We start from the raw sequence: 16522 nt of genomic DNA, 5'->3' as shown, positions 1-16522 counted from the left end.
GTGCCGAGCTACCGCGTGTCGTCCACGTTGGACACGGACTTGCGATTGGGAAGGGCGAGCACGCTCTCGATCTGCTCCAGGGCCGGTGGCTTCACCAGATGCACGTCGAACCCGGCCTCCTTCGACTTCTGCCGGTCTTCCTCCTGACCGTAACCGGTCAAGGCCACCAGCAGGACGTTGTCGAAGTCGGTGTTTTCGCGAAGCGCTCGGGCCACCTGATAGCCGTTCATCCGCGGCAGACCGATATCCAGCAGCACAATATCGGGCCGAAATGCTTCCGCGGCGGGCACAACTTCCGGACCCTCAAAGACGGTTTTCACCTCGTGATCGCCCAGCTTGGCCAACAACATGGAAAGCATCTTGGCGGCACTTTGGTTGTCATCGACGACGAGGATACGACGACGTGCCTCCTGGGGCGAGGAATCATTTACGTTTTCTGTGGCCACCGGCGCAGCGACCAGCGGCAGCCTTATCCGAAACGTACTGCCCCGCCCTTCTCCGGCGCTCTCGGCCGTAACGCGTCCTCCGTGCAAGGTGACCAGTTGATGGACCAACGTCAGACCGATGCCAAGCCCCCCCTGAGCTCGATCGAGCGAGCGGGGCGATTGCATGAACAGATCGAACACGTGGGGCAGCAGCGCCGCGTCGATCCCCAGACCCGAGTCTTGAATACTGATGACCGCCTCGTCGCCGTCCACCTCGGGCGTGACGGCGATCCGGCCGCCGGCTTCGGTGTACTTTGCCGCGTTGGTCAACAGATTGCCCAGGACCTGCGTCATCCGAACCGGATCCACATCCAGCCAGACGGGACGGTCCGGCAGAGCAACGGACAATTCATGCTGTTGGCTTTCGATCAACGGCTTGACCGTCTCCACCGATCGATCAATCAAAGCAGCCAGCTCCACCGTTTCGCGGCGCAGTTCGATACGGCCCTGCATGATCCGCGACATGTCCAGCAAGTCGTCGACCAAGCGAACCAGATGCTCCATCTGTTCCTGCATCAGGCCGATCGTGTCGGCATGCTCACCCGGGTCGGTGGCCAGGATGTCCAGTCCGGTGCGAATCGGGGCCAGGGGATTGCGCAGCTCGTGCGACAACATCGCCAGGAATTCGTCCTTGCGGCGGTCGGCTTCGGACAGGCGTCGATGGGCGGAGCGAAGTTCCTCGTTGGCTTCGCGAAGTTTGCGATTGGCTTCTTGGATTTGCTGGGCCCGCAGAAACACCTCGGCTTCCATCTGCTCGGAATGCTGCCGAAGCTCTCGATAGTCTTCCTCCTGCTGGGCCCGGCGGTGCTTCAGCCGAATAAATTCGGTCACGTCCTCCACGCGATGAATGATGTGTTCGACTTCACCGTCCTCGCCCAGCACCGGCGAATTCAACGGACTCCAGTAACGTTCCTCGAATCCACCGCCCTCGGATGCGGGCCGAGGGATGTCGTATTTCTGGACCGCCATCGCATCGGCCGAGCGCGTCTGCACGACTCGCTGCAGCGAGGAGCGTAGGTTGCTGACACCATCGGCGACGGGATCCTGCGGATTGTCCGGAAAGACTTCGAAGATTCCCTTACCAATGATGACCTCTCGCTCGGTCATCGTCGCTCGCAAGTAAGCGTCGCTGACGGCCACAATTTTGAAATCGCTGGTCAGTACCAAATACAAGCCGGGAGCGGACTCAAAGAGCTTTTGAAAGCAGGGCGGATGCAGATCCATAGATTGCGGTTCTCAGGGTGATCTCCTTGCCAGCATGCCGAGCACGCTTTCCGGGCCTTAGCCACCGCGGCCCGCCCGCTCGCGGCAAGCATCATAAACGCTCTGCAAGTCTAGTAACAGGATCAACGGTTCGCGCAGCAGCGAGGATCGCAGGACGGCCGCTACTCCACTCGGCTGCACCCCTCCCCAGCACGAACCGGCACCACCTGACGCCCTCGACCAAGCAAGCACCGTGCGCCGCGCTGGGGGAGCTGGGGGCCCTACCGCCGGTGTCCGGTTAACTTTCGGCACATGCCTTGCGGTGAATCAACTCGAACCTGTGCCCGTTCGCCACTTTGCCATCAACCTGGGACTTAAACATGTCACGAACCCTCCAGTGGTCCACGGCTTTCATCCTCCTGATCGCCAGCTTGCCCGCCCGCCCGGCGGCCGCGCAGCGAGGACAGTTTCTTGAGAACGTGATCCGGACCTTTGGCGAAGCGGCCGTGGAGCGGGAACGCCGCAAACGGCTGGAGGAAGAACGCCGGGCTCAGGAAGCGGCCCGCCAAGCGGCTGAGGTCGAAAGGTTTTCGGATCCCCGTCGCTTTGAGGTCGATCCCGGTCGCTCGCAGACAATTCAGGTGCGAAGCGAGACAGCGTTGCGCTTCGTGCGTTCCATGAATGATTTCCACAGCGGCCTGGACCAGCTGGTCGCTGACCTGCGTACTCGGCCGGCCCCTCGACCGCTGCGAGAAACCCTGCCCGACCTGATCGAATTGTCCGCCGCGGCACCCGAACTGGTGCGCCGCATGGATGACCGCGCGACCCTGGAACCGGTGCGGGCAGCGTACCTGGACTTTGACGCCCGCTGGCGGTCCCTGGCCTACGAGATGGAGCCGTTTGCACGCCGGGACAGCACCCGCGAACGCTTGCTGAGGCAATTGGACCGAACCGCCGACGACCTGATTGCGATGTTCGACCAGCCCTCGCAGTTTGAACGTCCGCGTTTGGAGCGGAACTTGATCGCGGCGGCAACCTATATGCAGGGCTTGATCGATGATCTGGAAATGGAGCGCGATCGCCATGGCTCGGGTCGCTTGGCCCGCCGCACACGCGTGCTGATGGAACAACGGCTGTTAGAAGCGGATAACCTTTCCCAGCTGAGCAACCAGGAGATCGTCGAGCGGTTCGACGCGGCCGCGACGGTGGAAGGCGGCAGCCGAACGCTCGAGCGTCGCGTCGCGGAATTAAGCCGGAGGATCCAGCCGCGGTCCTTTGCGGATCGGATTCGCGAGTCGGCCTCCGAAGTTTCTCGTCACGCCGAACACCTACACGACGAGCTTACCGATTCCGATCCCAACGAAGACCGGCTGCGCGAGGAGATGAAGGTCATCGCCGAACACTGGCGGGTTCTGAGCGACGCCATCGACCGCCTTCCGCGCGGCCGCGCGGATACAGAGATCGATCGCATTCGCCGAGAAAAGCAAGAACTCGATCCGGCGGTCTCGCGACTGGCGGTCTCGTTGCTCGGTGAATGATGCGACCTGCAAACAGCCACGTGCGGAACGAGTTCGTTAACCAACGCCGGATCCGGCCGGCTCGGCGGACGGGGCCGGCGCGGCAGGCTCGGTCACGCGGCCGCCGGACCGCGGTGCGGGCCTGTCGGTGGCTTCAAGCGTGTTTGAATCGTCCCGCGTCTGCTGCTTCACCGCCCGTTTCGGCCGGCGTCGGCGCCACCATACGATCGCACCGCTGATGTACAGGATGGCGGGTGTCAGCCCCAGAAACAGCACGACCCAGCGGCCTACCAGCCCAAAGGCTTCGCCGTTGTGCAGCGGGTACTGCCACGCGAAGAAAGCATCGGCGGCGGTAAAGGTTTCCGGGCTCCGCACCTCCAAAACTTCGCCGGTGTACTGATCCAAGAAGACCTGCGAGCGTCCGAAACTCTGCTGGACTTCATCGTCCTGCCGGAAGGCTACCTCATACGTTCCATCTTCGCCGATGGGTGGATGCAGGTGATCAAAGGTGGCCCCGGGAAACGTCTGCTGGGCGATTTCCAGGGCCTGGTCGGGCGTCAACGGCTGAGCCGCTGACGGCTTCTTCGATGCCAGCTCCGGCTCGCCGTCGGTGACGCTGGCAAACGTTTTGGCAACCGCGGTAAAGGCATCGGGGAACTCCATGTACACGCCGGTAAAGGTGACGACCGTCAGGAGGACGGCGCTACAGATACCAAACGTCTTGTGCAGGTCGTAGTTGAACCGCCGGCCGCCGCGAACCGCAAAGGCCGCGCGCCAGCTATGCCGCCACAGCGGCCACCACAAGACGATCCCGCTGGCGATCGAGACCAGCACCAACACGCCGATCGAACCCACCAGGATCGAGCCTACGCGGCCGGCAACCAGCTGATAGTGCAGCCGATAGATCCACCCCATCAGATCCTCGCCCCAGACGCGCTGCCCCGTCACGACATTCGCATAGGGATCCACATAGACGCCGACGAACTTCGGCTGCTCCGGCTCGCCAGCTGCAAACCAAACCGTCCACACGCCGTTCTCCACGCGCGGACGGCTGACCGCGATGGCCGTTTGACTGGAATCATCGTAGGCGTCTTCCGCCAGGTCGATGATCTCGGCGATCGAGCGGGACGGTCCCTGGCCCTCGGTGAGCAGCAATTCGGGATTTAACCATTCGTCGATCGCGTGATCAAAAACCAGCACGCTGCCGGTCAGGCCGAGCAGTACGAACACCAGCCCGACCGTCAAGCCGAGCCACCGATGCACCTTCAGCCAGACCTGCCGCATGCGAACACTGGCCCCATTTTTCTTATTCATCGATTCTTTGCGGTTGTCGGCTGATTGGTTCACGACCCGCCTCCCTGCTCGGGACCACGCGGCACCCGACGCCGCTGCGCGGCACGTTGCTTGTCGATCAACCTCACGCCGCTGATCTCGATGCTGGGAATCTCGTTCTCACCTTCGGTGATGTTGACCTTCCACTGCGATTGTTCGGGACGAGCAAATTTGCCATCGAGCCGATCGAGCATGGCCAGTTCCATTTTGCTCGTATCGACCGGCCAAGTAATCGTCAAGTCGTACTCGCCCACCGGCGCGCCGTCGCCGGACTCGTAGGTCTCGAGCGTGAAGCTGCCATCCTCGCCAACGATTGCGTACGGCCGCGAGTTGCGCTCGTCGACCTTTTCGCCGACCGGGTGCAAGGTGACTACCGCACCGCTCGCCGCCTGGCCGTTGACCGTCACGCGACCCGTGGCCGGATACGTCTCGGCACGCCAATCGTCGCTGCAGCCCGTCAACAAGCAGACGGCCAAAGCCGAGCTCAGCATCAATGCGTAATTCACGGTATGCGTCCTCTAGTAATCGCCGACGACTTCGCCGCCATCGATACTCGTCAAGGCACTGAGCACCTCGATATCGATGTGCTCCGTGATGAACTGAACCGAGCCATCCGCCAGACTGACCTGCATCCCTCCGGGGTGAAACGCATAGGGCGCTCCGTACAGATTGCTCAGGTTGATAATCTCGTTGCCGACAAACCAAGTGACGCTCGGATCCCCCGTGCTCGGATCCACATCGACTTGGTAAGGGTAGATCCAGCCGGAGTTGAAGTGACCGGGCCAAGCTCGAAACTCCGAACTCCACCAAGCCGGCGCTGTCGCACGTCTTCCGCGAACGTACAGCTCCGCACGACCGGCCGATTCATACTGCAGAATCGTCTGGCTCAGGCCGTCGATGACATCGCGGAATTGCCGGGCTTCGTTCTGCTCGAACATGGCTCGATTGGGCGCCGGGTCCGTAATCCAACCCGTGTCACTGCGAATATGCGCGTAGTCAGACGTTTGAAAGCCCTTGCCCGACTCCGTCCTACCCGCTTCAGGATTCGACGCGCACTGATAGGACTCCGGCATGTTGGTCGCCATGTCGGCATTGTCCGGATGATCCCAACGGAGACTGTAGTCGTACTGGCGTTCCGCATTGCCGCCTTCAAGAAACGGCAGCACCGCCACGTTCGCGTGGGCCATGTGAATGGGAGCCTGGTAGAGCCCGTCCAGGTCGACCCAAGCCGGCGGCAGGCTGTTGTGAGTCGACTCGTAGTTGTGCATCGCCAAAGCGACCTGCTTCATGTTGTTGCTGCACGACATCCGCCGTGCCGCCTCGCGGGCCGACTGCACCGCGGGCAAGAGCAGCGCGACCAACATGCCGATAATCGCGATCACGACCAGCAACTCTACCAGCGTAAAGGCCGCGCGGCGGCGGCGCGGCGACGCGGAACCACAAAAATTCATCCAAGCCATGCGTAGGTTCTCCCAGCCAACCACCCCTCAACAGAGGTGGCAGAAACGTAGTCAAAGTGCCCAGGTTCCTGGGCCCGCTTCGCTATTGCTGGCTGGGTCGCTCGAGATCGGCGACTGGCTTGCTACTTGCGAACGCTAATGAGAATCAAAATCAACAAAGCTCACAATAGCTCTCTCCGAACGCTTGTCAACAGGCGGCCTGTCGAGCTAACGGGCCGACCACTGCTTCAGGTCCGCGACCGAGACGTTGCCGCCGCACATCAATAGGGCGACCTGCTCGCCCTGGCCGATGCTCGCTTGCTGCTGCCAGGCGGCGGCCAAGCAGCAGGCGGCCGCCGGTTCGACCAAGGTCTTGGTCCGCTCGAGCAAGAACACGAGCGCTTCGACGGTGGCGTCGTCCTCGACCACGACCAGCTCGTCGACCAATTGCTCGACATGCCGATACGTTCGCTCACTGACTCGCGGTGATCCCAGGGTACGGGCGATCGAGGTGATCGCCGGCATTTCGATGATCTCCCCGGCGCGGATGCTGCGCGTCATCGCGTCGGCTCCGGCCGTCTCCACGCCGACGATGTGGATCGCGGGGTTCGCCGCTTTCAATACCGCAGCCATGCCGGCGATCAGTCCGCCACCACCGATGCTGATATAGATGCGCGTCAGCTCCGGCACGTCTTCCAGGATTTCCAGAGCCAGCGTCCCCTGCCCCGCCATAACGTCCCAGTCGTCAAAGGGATGGATCATCGTCATCCCCTGCTCCTGCAACGCCTCGCAGGCGGCGAACGCGGCGTGGATGTCGTCGGCCAAGACGATCTCTGCGCCGTAGCCACGCGTGGCATCGAGGTAGTTCTGCGGCGTCGTTTTGGGCATACAGATTGTCGCCCGCGAACCCAAACACCGGGCGGCATAGGCAACGCCCTGGGCGTGGTTGCCACCGCTGACGCCCACCACACCGGCGGCCCGCTGCGCGTCGCTCAGCCCCAGCAGTTTGTTGAACGCGCCGCGAGGCTTGAACGAACCGGTCTTCTGCAGGCATTCCAGTTTCAGGTGCACCTCCGCACCGAATTGCTGCGAGAGGGTCGTCGAGCGGATCAGCGGAGTGCGATGCAGGTAGGGAGCGATCCGCGGAGCGGCCGCATGGACCTCGGCAACGTCCAGCAACGCGCCGGTGGGTTCGGATTCTGGCATATCAGCTAAAGAACACCTTCTCGGCGGTATCGCGCAAGATCCACTGCTTCTCGGTCGCAGACAACGAGTCCATAGAATCGCGGATCAGGGCGATCGAATCGTGGTAGGTATGCGGATCTTGAACCTGGTAGGGACAATCGCTGCCCCACATTAATCGCTGCGGCCCGAAGGCGTCGAGCACCCGCTGGATCATCGCGGTCAGATCCGTGTAGGGCGACGCTTTGGCCCCCAGGGCGTAGAACGCGGACGTCTTGACGTGCACGTTGGGAAAGCGAGCCAATCGACACAGGGCGTCCAGCCGTTCGGCGTCGATGCGGCCGCTGACCCCGATCCGGGCGAAATGGTCGACGACGACCGTGGTGTCGGGAAAGCGTTTGCAGAGGACGTCAATGTGCGGCAGGTCCTCGGGATTGATCAAGGGGCACACGGCCAGCCCATCGGCGGCGGCCTTCTTCCACAGAGTCGCCATCGTCTCGCTGTGGGGCCAGTCCTTGGCATCGCCCAGGGAGTGCAGGCGGAATCCGCGGACCCCTTGGGCGGCCAAGTGATTCATGGCCGCGGCCACTGCAGGCGATTGATGGTCGACCAGGCCCACGGCCGAGAACACGCCGGGATGTTGCCGCATCACCGCCAACAGGTAGCGATGATCCAGCTCGTAAAAGTTCATCTGGATCAGAACAATGCGCCCGACGTTCTCGGGCCGACAGTGCGACAACAACTGGTCGGCCGTAAAACTGGGCGGGACCATGTCGGCGACCGTAAAATTCGGGCCCACCGGATAGCGTCGGGTGTCCGGCGTCCAGACGTGCACGTGGGCATCGATCCAGCCCGGCGAATCGTCCGCCGCGGCAACGGCTTCGGCGGCGATCGCCGCAGCGGGCCGGGCCAACAAGCCTGCGGTGGCGACTGCGGAGGCGGCCCCGCCGACCAACAGCCGGCGCCGATTGATTGAGGCGTTCATAACAATATCACTCCTCGGCAGTGGGATCAAAAGTGAGCATGAAGCGGCGATACACCTCGGCCGCCTGTTCGACCTGGTAGACATCGACGTATTCGACCGCCGCATGCGCTTGGTCGATACTGCCCGGACCGAGGATGATGCTGGGAATGCCCCGCGCGCCGAACTTGCTGGCGTCGCTGCAAAACGGCACGCCCAGCGGCGTGTCGTCCAGCCCGATCGTCTCCAGGACTTGCCTCATCGTCCGCACGGCTTGGCAATCGGCATCGGTCTCCAGGGGAACATCGGTCAACATCGGCTCGTGCATCACGACCTTCAGTTCCGGATCCTGGCCGGTCAACTCGTCCACCAGCGTTTGATAATGCACCAGCGCCGACTGGGGCGTCTCGCCGGGCAGCAAGCGGCGGTCGATCTCGATCTCGCAGCGGTCGGGAACAAAATTGATTTGCACGCCGCCGCGGATCACGCCCACGTTGCAGGTCGCCGCCCCCAGCAGCGGGTGTGTCCGCGTGGCCATCTCGCGAGTATCCGCTTCGAGGGCCGCGACCACGCGGGCCATCGCCTCGATAGCGTTGACGCCCAGATGCGGCTTCGCCGAATGTGCCGCCCGCCCGATGGTTTCGATCTTCCAGCGAACCAGCCCCTTGCTGGCGATCACCGCCCGCAGGTCCGTGGGCTCGGCCACGATAGCCGCGTCGGCGCGCAGCGGCTGTGCTTCGGGCGGCAGCGATTCGCACAGCGCCACCACACCGCGATAGGAATACTCCTCGTCGATCGTCGCGGCGAACAGTACGTCGCAGGGCGGCGGGACCGCTTCTTCCGAAAGATTGGCCAGGGCATGCATCATCGCGGCCATGCCACCCTTGGTGTCGCAGGCCCCGCGGCCGTACATCCGCCCGTCGCGGATCTCGGGCTCCCAGGGCGGGATCGACATTCCGGCCGTGGACACCGTATCGAGGTGCGCCTCGAACACGATCCGCCGCGAAGCATCGCGGCCCGGCACGCGGGCGATGATGTTGGGACGCTGGGGGTAGACTTCCTGACGCCAGGTTTCGATCTGCCGCTGCTGGAAGTACCGCTGCACAAAGTTCGCCAGTTCGACCTCGGGCACGCCGCCCTCATAGTTGGGATTGACGCTGTTGATGCGAACCAGATCGGCCAACAGCGACAGTACCGAAGCGGTGCTTGATGAACTCATGCTTGCAATCCTTTGGACCAGCGGACCGGCGCAATCGGGCCGACCAACAGAAGATAGGCAGCGGTGCCGACCAACATCACAGCGGCGGCGGCATAAAACGCCGTCTGGTAAGAACCGGTTTGCTGGACGGTCCAGCCGGCGACCAGCGGCGACGTCACGCCGCCCATATTACCGATACAGTTTTGGATCCCGGTCCAGCTGCCGGCGGCCGGACCGGCCATGGTTTGCGTCATCGCCCAGACGTTGCCGGTAAACATGCCCAGCGCGCAACACGCCGCCACTAGCAACGCCACACAGACCGTCGACGAATCGACCAGCGACGCGGCGACCAGACAACCGGCCGCCAACACAAAACCGCTGAGCGCAAACCCTTTGCGGACCACCGTCGGCGAACCGCCCCGAGTGATCAGCCGATCGGCCGCCATGCCGGCCATTACGGTCGCGACGGCCATGGCCAGAAACGGCAGCGCCGCCAACAACGCGATCGCTTTCAAGTCAAATCCGTGGGTGTCCATCAGGTACGAGGGCAACCAGGTCAGCAGGAAATACCACACGTACCCCAAAGAAAACATCCCCAGCGACGTCCCCCACACCGACCGATGCAGCAGGACCGTGGCGGTGGGCGGCCGCTGGAGATCCTGTGGCGCTTCGTCCGCGTCGACGACCACTTGCTTGGGCCGATTGGGGATCAAGCGGATCCAGGGCAGCAGCCAAAACACTCCGCCCACGCCCAGAACCAAAAACAGCGCCCGCCAGCCGAACTGGTCCACCAACAGCCCGCCGGCCAAGATGCTCAGCGCCGGACCGATCTTGGTGCCGGCGTCGATCAAAGCGTTGGCCGTGCCCCGTTGATGCTCGGGATAATTCTCCACAATCAATCGCGAGATCGCCGGATACGCCGCGCTCTCCCCGATCCCTAACAACAAGCGGGCGGCAATCAACAACACAAACCCATTGACCAACCCGGTCAGTGCCGTGGCGATCGTCCACACCAGATACCCGGCGGCGTACACCCATTTCACGTCGTAGCGATCCACCAACCAGCCCGCCGGCAACTGCAACAGCGCGTAGGTCCAGAAGAAGGCCGACAGCAACATTCCCTTCTGGGAATCACTCAGCGAGAACTCCGCTTCCATCGACGGGATCGCTACCGATAGCGCCCCGCGATCGATGTAATTGACCAGGATCGAAACCACCAACAGGGCCAGCAGGACCCAGCGTGTGCGGGCCGCCGGAAGAGCGGGATCAGGAGGCAAGTCGTCGGCCTAGAGTCGGAGAAGCATGGTCAAGGAAGGTCGTACCAGTCGCGGGGGATCACAGCGGACTATCGTCAGCGGCCAGGCGGCAACGGCTTTAGGGCCCGTCGACCACATCCGCCATCTCGAAATCCTGTTCGATGGCCTGGGCCTCGGGAAAGTCGAATCGTTTGATGTAACTCTTGCCTCCGCCGATCGGCGATCCGTACGGCGCGTATTCCGGATTGGGATCCACGCCGTCGAAGCCTTGGATGGTGACGATCTGCGGACCGCCGGAAATCCCTTTGCCACCCTCGCTGGCCGTGTCGTACCGGCCTTCGACGATCATCGCCATCCCGGCCGCGCCCGAGTTGCCCTTGGACGTATCGGGTTCGAACATGATCGTGCCTTGCGGGACGGGATTGCCCTGGTAGGTCACCGTTCCCGAAGCCTGGTAACGGTCGACATCCGACCCGCCACAACCGACCACGACGGCGAGCGTCATGGCCACAACCGGCAGAACGATCCATTGCTGCTTCAGCATCCCTACAGGCCCTCAACTTCGCCGCCGTTGCGACTGGCCGCCGCACGGTAGGCGGTCATGTCCAACGTCTCGGAAACAAAACGCACCGAACCATCCATCATGCCCATCATGCAGCCACCTGGATGATGCGATCCGTACGCACCGTTGTTGAAGGTCATCGTGAAGTTCCCGTCCTTGGCGATGTTGATCGGCCATTTGTGATTCTTGTTCGACAACAAAGCCACCCCGCGATACCAGTACAGCCCCCGCGTCCAGGCGCGGTAAAAGCGGTATTTGTTGTACGACAACTCGCCTATGCCAATCGTGTTGGAGGTGCCGTCGGTGACGGCGGCAAAGGTCAGATTGCTGCGCAGCTGGAACACGCCGTCGGTGGCGTACTCGCCAAACGAAGTGCTCTCGCGTGAGGTGTCGCGGGCGTAGGTCTGATTGGTCAACCCGTTGGTGCCGACCGGCCCGGAATTGCCGTAGTAGTGGGTCGTGTAGCAATCCTTCTCGTTCGAAGCGGTCGACACCGAGAACTGCTCCGGTCCGCTCGGACACAGCAGCGTACTGAGCGGGACCTTGGCCATCGGCAGGTTCTGGACGTAGTTGCCGTCGTAACGCACCTGTTCGTACAGGTTGTTCTGCTCCATGTAGGGCAACAGCCGCACGAAGATCCCGATCTTGCCCGAGCCGTCCAGACTGCACGGCGGAAAACGATCGAAGGTGTCGTGGTAGTTGTGCAGGGCCAGCCCCAGCTGCTTCATATTGTTGGAGCACTGCATCCGCCGAGCGGCTTCGCGAGCCGCTTGAACGGCCGGCAACAACAAACCGACCAGAACGCCGATGATGGCGATCACCACCAACAGTTCGACCAACGTAAATCCAGCACGCTTGGAAGCGCACCGCGTTGTTCGGCACATAACGCACCTCCTCTGAGAATAGATCGCCCCCCGACACGGAACTTCCGCTCCGGATCGGCACAACGACGCGCACGCCGTTCACAGCGAAAGCTCCCACGACAACGAGGAGCCCAGCCACATTAAGGCAGGAATAAAGGCAATGACGTCAAGTTTAGCTAGACCAGGCCGCCGGTCGCAACCCTCGGGCGACCAAACCGCGTCAGCGCCCCACCGGCTTGGCTACCGAAAGATTCAGCAGACGTCTTTTACTTGAAAGTAATCACGGCGTAACCGTCCATCTGCAAGTTGATGTTCACCGTGGCCGCGGAGACGGCGACCTCGACAGGCGAAGCCACTTCATCGGTTGCAAAACCGTGATGGGCAAGCGCCTGCCCGCAAACATAGATCTTCACGCCCGCCTTCTTCAGCTCGCCCAGTAGCTTCAAGTTGGGATTCTTCGCCGCCCCTTTGTCTTTCAGGTACGAATTGGTATGGCGGGCAAAGGCCTCGTCGGTGAGCGCCGCTTTGGTCGCCGGGCCATGCAGAATCAGCGCCATCTTGAAGCCGTTGTCCGGGCCGGAACCGGCGTGGGCGTACTGATTCAAAATCAATGCCGCCCGATCAAAAGCCTTGATCACACTGCCGCTCTTCTTGTCGGACGTCACGTCCAGCAAGACCTTCGAATCCGGCTGGGGCTGATGAGCCGCGTCGGGCAGCGGAACGATTCCGCCGTGCTCCTGAATGATCGGATGTTCATAGGAAGGGGTGCCCGTGGGGTCTTCCCCCAAGACCGCCACCGGGGTCATCCAGAGCAGGCCTGCACACAACAGCGTCCAGGGTGTCGAGAGATTCATCATGGCGAGTTCCTTGTGAAAGGGTTCCGAGGGACATTCACAGGCTGGAAGCCTATGCCACAGGGGGTGCGGGGACATTCACAGGCTGGAAGCCTATGCCACAGGGGTGCTCAAGCCGACGCGGTGTGGGAATCGACGTACTGGCGAACGAACTTTTCCAGCTGCGGCTGATCGCACTCGAAGCCCATCTGCTTGGCCTGCTCGAGCGTTTGGTCACCACTCATCCCCTGCTCGACGGCCATGTGCATCATCACCATCGCCCCGGCGCGTTTGCCGCTCTTGCAGTGGGCATAGACCGGTTTGGGCAGATCGGCGTAGGCTTCGCGGAAGCGGTCCACGACGTCGGGTCCCATCGAGTTCATCGAGACCGGCACGTGCAGGTACTCCAGTCCCGCTTGCTTGACCACGGCCGCTTCGGCATCGGGCGGCAGCGGCTGGTCGTCCTCGCCGTCGGTACGAAAATTGACCACCGTCTTGAAGCCCTGTTGTCCGAGCTGGCGGATCTCCGACTCCGAGGGCTGGGCTGCGACGGTTACCTGATCGTTGATCTTTTGTTCCTTGGCCACGCGTTTACTCCGCTTGATGGTTGAACTGGAGAATGCAGGACGGATCCGCCTTGCCTTCCCCCATCAAGCGTGCAAATGACATACCGCCCAGTGTCGCCTTTCGCTCCGCCGAAAGTAGCCCGTCGCCTTTCGCTCCGCCGAAAGTAGCTCGGGCTGCGCTAAGCAACTTTCGGCGGAGCGAAAGGCGACACTGCCGCTGTTAGCGGACGGCGTAGACTTCGACGGCGGCCAGGACGGCGCAGATCAATAGCACGGTGGCGAACACCGTGGCGGTGGGCGACAGCGGCAGTAGGTCGGGCAAGCGAATCTTGCCCCGCTCGCCGATCGGATCGACGCGCCGCGAAAGCCATCCGGACAATTCGGCGAACAGGTACGAGCCGGCGAACATCCCGGTCATCATGCCGATCGCATCGAAGTTCCCCTGCCCCAAGGCCGCCGCTCCCGTGCCCGGACAATAAGCGGCCAGCGCGAAACCGAACCCAAACAGCAACCCGCCGATGATGTTCGATGCATAGCGCGTCGGCTTGACGTGCAACTCCACCAGTCCGGCGCGATGCATAAAGTGGATCCCGATCGAACCGACGACCACGGCCGACATCATGATCTTCAGCACCGTAAAGTCGACCAATAACAGCTGGCCGATCAACACGTGGAACTTGGCCACACCCCCTTTCTGCAACAGAAAACCAAAGATCAATCCAAACACGATGCCCAGGACCAGCTTTTTACTGGAAGCCACCTCGGGCGTTTCGGGCGTTTCGGGTTGATTCTCTTCGTTCGCGGCCGTTGCCGCCGGATCGTTAAGCGTTGTCATGGTGAACGTTCTCCAGTGCTTTAGGCGTACAGCAACATGGCGACGGCAATGCCACCGATGAAGAAACACAGCGCCGAGAGCCAGGATCCGACCCCCAGCTGCAGCGTGCCGCTGATCCCGTGACCGCTGGTACAGCCACCGGCCATGCGAGCTCCAAACGCCATCAACGTGCCGCCGGCAAAGGCCACCACGCCGCGCAGCACATGGCTGTCGGAACCAAATCGCTGCTGCCACATCTCGGGCAGCCAGCGTCCGGTCAGCTCGCCGCCGCTCCAAGCCGCCAGGAAGGAGCCCGCCACTGCCGCGACCACCAACATCAACTCCCAACCAACCTTCGGCGGCTTGTCGCGATAGTACTTCAGCCGTTCGGTATGCCGCCGAGCCACCGCCAGTCCCAAGATACCGGCGACGCGTGCATAAGCCGTCGAGGCCCCCAAGGGTTTGTTGGAAAAGTAGAAGGTCAGCATCGACAGCCCGCCAATCAGCGCACCGACCAGGTAGGGCGACCAGGCGGGGCCGGGATACTGCAGCGGATCCACGCTGGATGCCGCCAGCGGGAAACAATCGGCGAACATATCTGGTCTCTCCCATTGATGTCGGATTGCAAGAGTCGCCTTTCGCTCCGCGAAAGTTGCACAAGCGTCGCCTTTCGCTCCGCGAAAGTTGCGCCAGAGTCGCCCTTCGCTCCGCGAAAGTTGCACAAGAGTCGCCTTTCGCTCCGCGAAAGTTGCGCAAGAGTCGCCTTTCGCTCCGCGAAAGTTGTACAAGAGTCGCCTTTCGCTCCGCGAAAGTTGCACAAGCGTCGCCTTTCGCTCCGCGAAAGTTGCGGATCGTTGGCCCTACTTTCGCGGAGCGAAAGGCGACTCAGCGAAAACCGCAAAACTTTCGCGGAGCGAAAGGCGACTCTAGGCGACTCAGCAGGAAAACCGCAAATGGTATGCCGCTTTTGGCATTCGGCTCGGGGTAGGCGTTCGGCTATGGTGCTTCAGGGACGATGCGGCTCGGCCGCTGACGTCCCCTCGGCTCCCTTCTGCCCTTCCCTTTTCCGTTTGTATCGTATGGCTCGCAGCTCTCCTCGTTCCACCGCCCCGCTTCGCCTCGGATTGTGCTGTACGTTCCTCGAGCAACCGATCAAGTTCCGCAACACGACGGTCAAGGCCAACAGTGCGATGCCTCGCGAGCAGGGCCTGGCGCGGCTGAGCGAACTGTGCCTGACCAATGCGGCGGCCCTGCAAGCGGCTCTTGAATACTGTGCGGACCATGCGATCGGTTGCTTTCGCATCTGCAGCCAAATCCTGCCGCTGAAAACGCACTTCCAATGCGGCTATGCGATCGAAGAATTGCCCGAGGGCCAGCGGGTCCGAGAAGCCTTCGAGGCCTGCGGCCGGTTTGCGGCGGCCCACGATATCCGCACCTGTTTCCACCCCGACCAGTTTGTGGTGCTGAACTCGCCCCACTCGGACGTCGTCGAACGTTCGATCCTGGAACTGGAATACCAGTGCGAGGTGGCGCAGTGGGTTGGCGCCGACGTGGTCAATATCCACGGCGGCGGCGGTTACGGCGACCGCCCGGCCGCCCTGAAACGATTTGCCCAGACGCTGCCCAGACTAAGCGACCGGGTGCGGGAGCGGCTGACGGTCGAAAACGACGACGTCACCTACACGCCCGAAGACCTGCTGCCGCTGTGCCGGGCGGAAAACATCCCGCTGGTCTACGACGTCCACCATCACCGCTGCCTGCCCGATTCGCTGAGCATCGAACAGGCTACCGACGGGGCCCTGGAAACCTGGAACCGTGAACCGCTGTTTCATCTATCGAGCCCGATCGAAGGTTGGCAGGGCCCGAAACCGCGTCGACACCACGAGTACATCGATATCACCGACTTTCCGGAGTGCTGGCGCGATCGCGCGATCACGGTGGAAGTGGAAGCCAAAGCCAAAGAGCAAGCCGTGCTGCGGCTGCAGCGACAACTGGCCCAACGCTGGACGGTGTACGTTCTCCGCTGCGGCGACAACACGCTGTACACGGGCATCACCAACGACATGTCGCGGCGGCTAGCGCAGCACAACGCCGGCAAGGCTTCGCGCTACACCCGCAGCCGGCTGCCGGTCCGCGTGCTGTATCAAGAAACGCATCCTCACCGCAGTGCGGCGCTGAAGCGGGAGCTGGCGATCAAAGCCTTGAGCAAGGCCGAGAAGCAACGATTGATCGCGGAGCAGAAGAAAGCACCGAACGAACCGGTTTGCCGAAAGTGAACCCGGGCGGTTCGCTTTCGGCAATCCCCGTTCGT

At 62.3% G+C, this 16522-nt stretch carries 16 protein-coding genes; 2 read left to right on the top strand and 14 right to left on the bottom strand.

What is annotated here, in order from left to right; genetic code table 11:
- Positions 1 to 8: 8 nt before the first annotated feature.
- Positions 9 to 1709, bottom strand: a complete 1701-nt coding sequence (locus tag GE027_RS11970) for a hybrid sensor histidine kinase/response regulator (RefSeq protein WP_153557430.1) — start codon at positions 1707 to 1709, stop codon at positions 9 to 11.
- A gap of 359 nt (positions 1710 to 2068) precedes the next feature.
- On the opposite strand from GE027_RS11970, the gene GE027_RS11965 reads away from it, so the two are divergent.
- Positions 2069 to 3226, top strand: coding sequence for an FUSC family protein (locus GE027_RS11965; protein WP_153557429.1), 1158 nt, complete (start codon positions 2069 to 2071; stop codon positions 3224 to 3226).
- Positions 3227 to 3262: 36 nt separating this feature from the next.
- On the opposite strand, the gene GE027_RS11960 is transcribed toward GE027_RS11965, so the two are convergent.
- The 13 genes from GE027_RS11960 to GE027_RS11900 all read right to left on the bottom strand — a co-directional run bounded on the left by GE027_RS11960 (position 3263) and on the right by GE027_RS11900 (position 14807).
- Positions 3263 to 4519 (bottom strand): PepSY-associated TM helix domain-containing protein, encoded by a 1257-nt coding sequence (locus GE027_RS11960; RefSeq protein WP_153557428.1) that lies wholly within the window; start codon positions 4517 to 4519, stop codon positions 3263 to 3265.
- A gap of 29 nt (positions 4520 to 4548) precedes the next feature.
- Positions 4549 to 5043 (bottom strand): hypothetical protein, encoded by a 495-nt coding sequence (locus GE027_RS11955; protein ID WP_153557427.1) that lies wholly within the window; start codon positions 5041 to 5043, stop codon positions 4549 to 4551.
- A gap of 12 nt (positions 5044 to 5055) precedes the next feature.
- A complete protein-coding gene (locus GE027_RS11950) occupies positions 5056 to 5997 on the bottom strand; it encodes a DUF1559 domain-containing protein (RefSeq protein ID WP_153557457.1) in 942 nt (313 codons plus the stop codon).
- A 207-nt stretch (positions 5998 to 6204) separates the two neighbouring features.
- Positions 6205 to 7182 carry a threonine ammonia-lyase gene (locus GE027_RS11945; protein WP_153557426.1) on the bottom strand — a complete coding sequence of 326 codons (978 nt, stop codon included), beginning with the start codon at positions 7180 to 7182 and terminating at the stop codon, positions 6205 to 6207.
- Between the two features lies 1 nt (position 7183).
- Entirely contained in the window at positions 7184 to 8143 is a 960-nt protein-coding gene (locus GE027_RS11940) for an amidohydrolase family protein (protein WP_153557425.1), read from the bottom strand.
- Positions 8144 to 8150: 7 nt separating this feature from the next.
- On the bottom strand, positions 8151 to 9338 hold the full coding sequence (locus GE027_RS11935) for a M20 family metallopeptidase (protein ID WP_153557424.1): 1188 nt from the start codon (positions 9336 to 9338) through the stop codon (positions 8151 to 8153).
- Positions 9335 to 10594: an MFS transporter gene (locus tag GE027_RS11930; RefSeq protein WP_153557423.1), complete on the bottom strand. Its 1260-nt coding sequence runs from the start codon at positions 10592 to 10594 to the stop codon at positions 9335 to 9337. The genes GE027_RS11935 and GE027_RS11930 overlap by 4 nt, the downstream gene beginning before the upstream one ends.
- A 97-nt stretch (positions 10595 to 10691) precedes the next feature.
- Positions 10692 to 11117 (bottom strand): hypothetical protein, encoded by a 426-nt coding sequence (locus tag GE027_RS11925; protein ID WP_153557422.1) that lies wholly within the window; start codon positions 11115 to 11117, stop codon positions 10692 to 10694.
- A gap of 2 nt (positions 11118 to 11119) precedes the next feature.
- Positions 11120 to 12019 carry a DUF1559 domain-containing protein gene (locus GE027_RS11920; protein ID WP_153557456.1) on the bottom strand — a complete coding sequence of 300 codons (900 nt, stop codon included), beginning with the start codon at positions 12017 to 12019 and terminating at the stop codon, positions 11120 to 11122.
- A gap of 245 nt (positions 12020 to 12264) precedes the next feature.
- Positions 12265 to 12855: a DsrE family protein gene (locus GE027_RS11915; RefSeq protein ID WP_237607478.1), complete on the bottom strand. Its 591-nt coding sequence runs from the start codon at positions 12853 to 12855 to the stop codon at positions 12265 to 12267.
- A 107-nt stretch (positions 12856 to 12962) separates the two neighbouring features.
- Positions 12963 to 13418, bottom strand: a complete 456-nt coding sequence (locus GE027_RS11910; protein WP_153557421.1) for a beta-lactamase hydrolase domain-containing protein — start codon at positions 13416 to 13418, stop codon at positions 12963 to 12965.
- A gap of 199 nt (positions 13419 to 13617) precedes the next feature.
- Complete coding sequence (locus GE027_RS11905) at positions 13618 to 14232, bottom strand: YeeE/YedE thiosulfate transporter family protein (protein WP_153557420.1); 615 nt, start codon at positions 14230 to 14232, stop codon at positions 13618 to 13620.
- 20 nt (positions 14233 to 14252) lie between these two features.
- Complete coding sequence (locus GE027_RS11900) at positions 14253 to 14807, bottom strand: YeeE/YedE thiosulfate transporter family protein (RefSeq protein ID WP_153557419.1); 555 nt, start codon at positions 14805 to 14807, stop codon at positions 14253 to 14255.
- Between the two features lie 483 nt (positions 14808 to 15290).
- Between GE027_RS11900 and uvsE the strand changes: the two genes are divergently transcribed.
- Positions 15291 to 16487, top strand: coding sequence for a UV DNA damage repair endonuclease UvsE (uvsE, locus tag GE027_RS11895; protein WP_153557418.1), 1197 nt, complete (start codon positions 15291 to 15293; stop codon positions 16485 to 16487).
- Positions 16488 to 16522: the final 35 nt, after the last annotated feature.

It is taken from the genome of Roseimaritima sediminicola (assembly GCF_009618275.1).
GTDB lineage: Bacteria > Planctomycetota > Planctomycetia > Pirellulales > Pirellulaceae > Roseimaritima > Roseimaritima sediminicola.
The sequence above is the reverse complement of the archived record's forward strand: the minus strand, read 5'-3'. Positions and strand labels throughout refer to the sequence as shown.

What these genes read in the sequence shown, in the direction of transcription:
- GE027_RS11970 (WP_153557430.1), bottom strand. Translation starts at nt 1,709, where the DNA reads ATGGATCTGCATCCGCCCTGCTTTCAAAAGCTCTTTGAGTCCGCTCCC.
- GE027_RS11965 (WP_153557429.1), top strand. Translation starts at nt 2,069, where the DNA reads ATGTCACGAACCCTCCAGTGGTCCACGGCTTTCATCCTCCTGATCGCC.
- GE027_RS11960 (WP_153557428.1), bottom strand. Translation starts at nt 4,519, where the DNA reads ATGAATAAGAAAAATGGGGCCAGTGTTCGCATGCGGCAGGTCTGGCTG.
- GE027_RS11950 (WP_153557457.1), bottom strand. Translation starts at nt 5,997, where the DNA reads ATGGCTTGGATGAATTTTTGTGGTTCCGCGTCGCCGCGCCGCCGCCGC.
- GE027_RS11945 (WP_153557426.1), bottom strand. Translation starts at nt 7,182, where the DNA reads ATGCCAGAATCCGAACCCACCGGCGCGTTGCTGGACGTTGCCGAGGTC.
- GE027_RS11940 (WP_153557425.1), bottom strand. Translation starts at nt 8,143, where the DNA reads ATGAACGCCTCAATCAATCGGCGCCGGCTGTTGGTCGGCGGGGCCGCC.
- GE027_RS11935 (WP_153557424.1), bottom strand. Translation starts at nt 9,338, where the DNA reads ATGAGTTCATCAAGCACCGCTTCGGTACTGTCGCTGTTGGCCGATCTG.
- GE027_RS11925 (WP_153557422.1), bottom strand. Translation starts at nt 11,117, where the DNA reads ATGCTGAAGCAGCAATGGATCGTTCTGCCGGTTGTGGCCATGACGCTC.
- GE027_RS11920 (WP_153557456.1), bottom strand. Translation starts at nt 12,019, where the DNA reads ATGTGCCGAACAACGCGGTGCGCTTCCAAGCGTGCTGGATTTACGTTG.
- GE027_RS11915 (WP_237607478.1), bottom strand. Translation starts at nt 12,855, where the DNA reads ATGATGAATCTCTCGACACCCTGGACGCTGTTGTGTGCAGGCCTGCTC.
- GE027_RS11905 (WP_153557420.1), bottom strand. Translation starts at nt 14,232, where the DNA reads ATGACAACGCTTAACGATCCGGCGGCAACGGCCGCGAACGAAGAGAAT.
- GE027_RS11900 (WP_153557419.1), bottom strand. Translation starts at nt 14,807, where the DNA reads ATGTTCGCCGATTGTTTCCCGCTGGCGGCATCCAGCGTGGATCCGCTG.
- uvsE (WP_153557418.1), top strand. Translation starts at nt 15,291, where the DNA reads ATGGCTCGCAGCTCTCCTCGTTCCACCGCCCCGCTTCGCCTCGGATTG.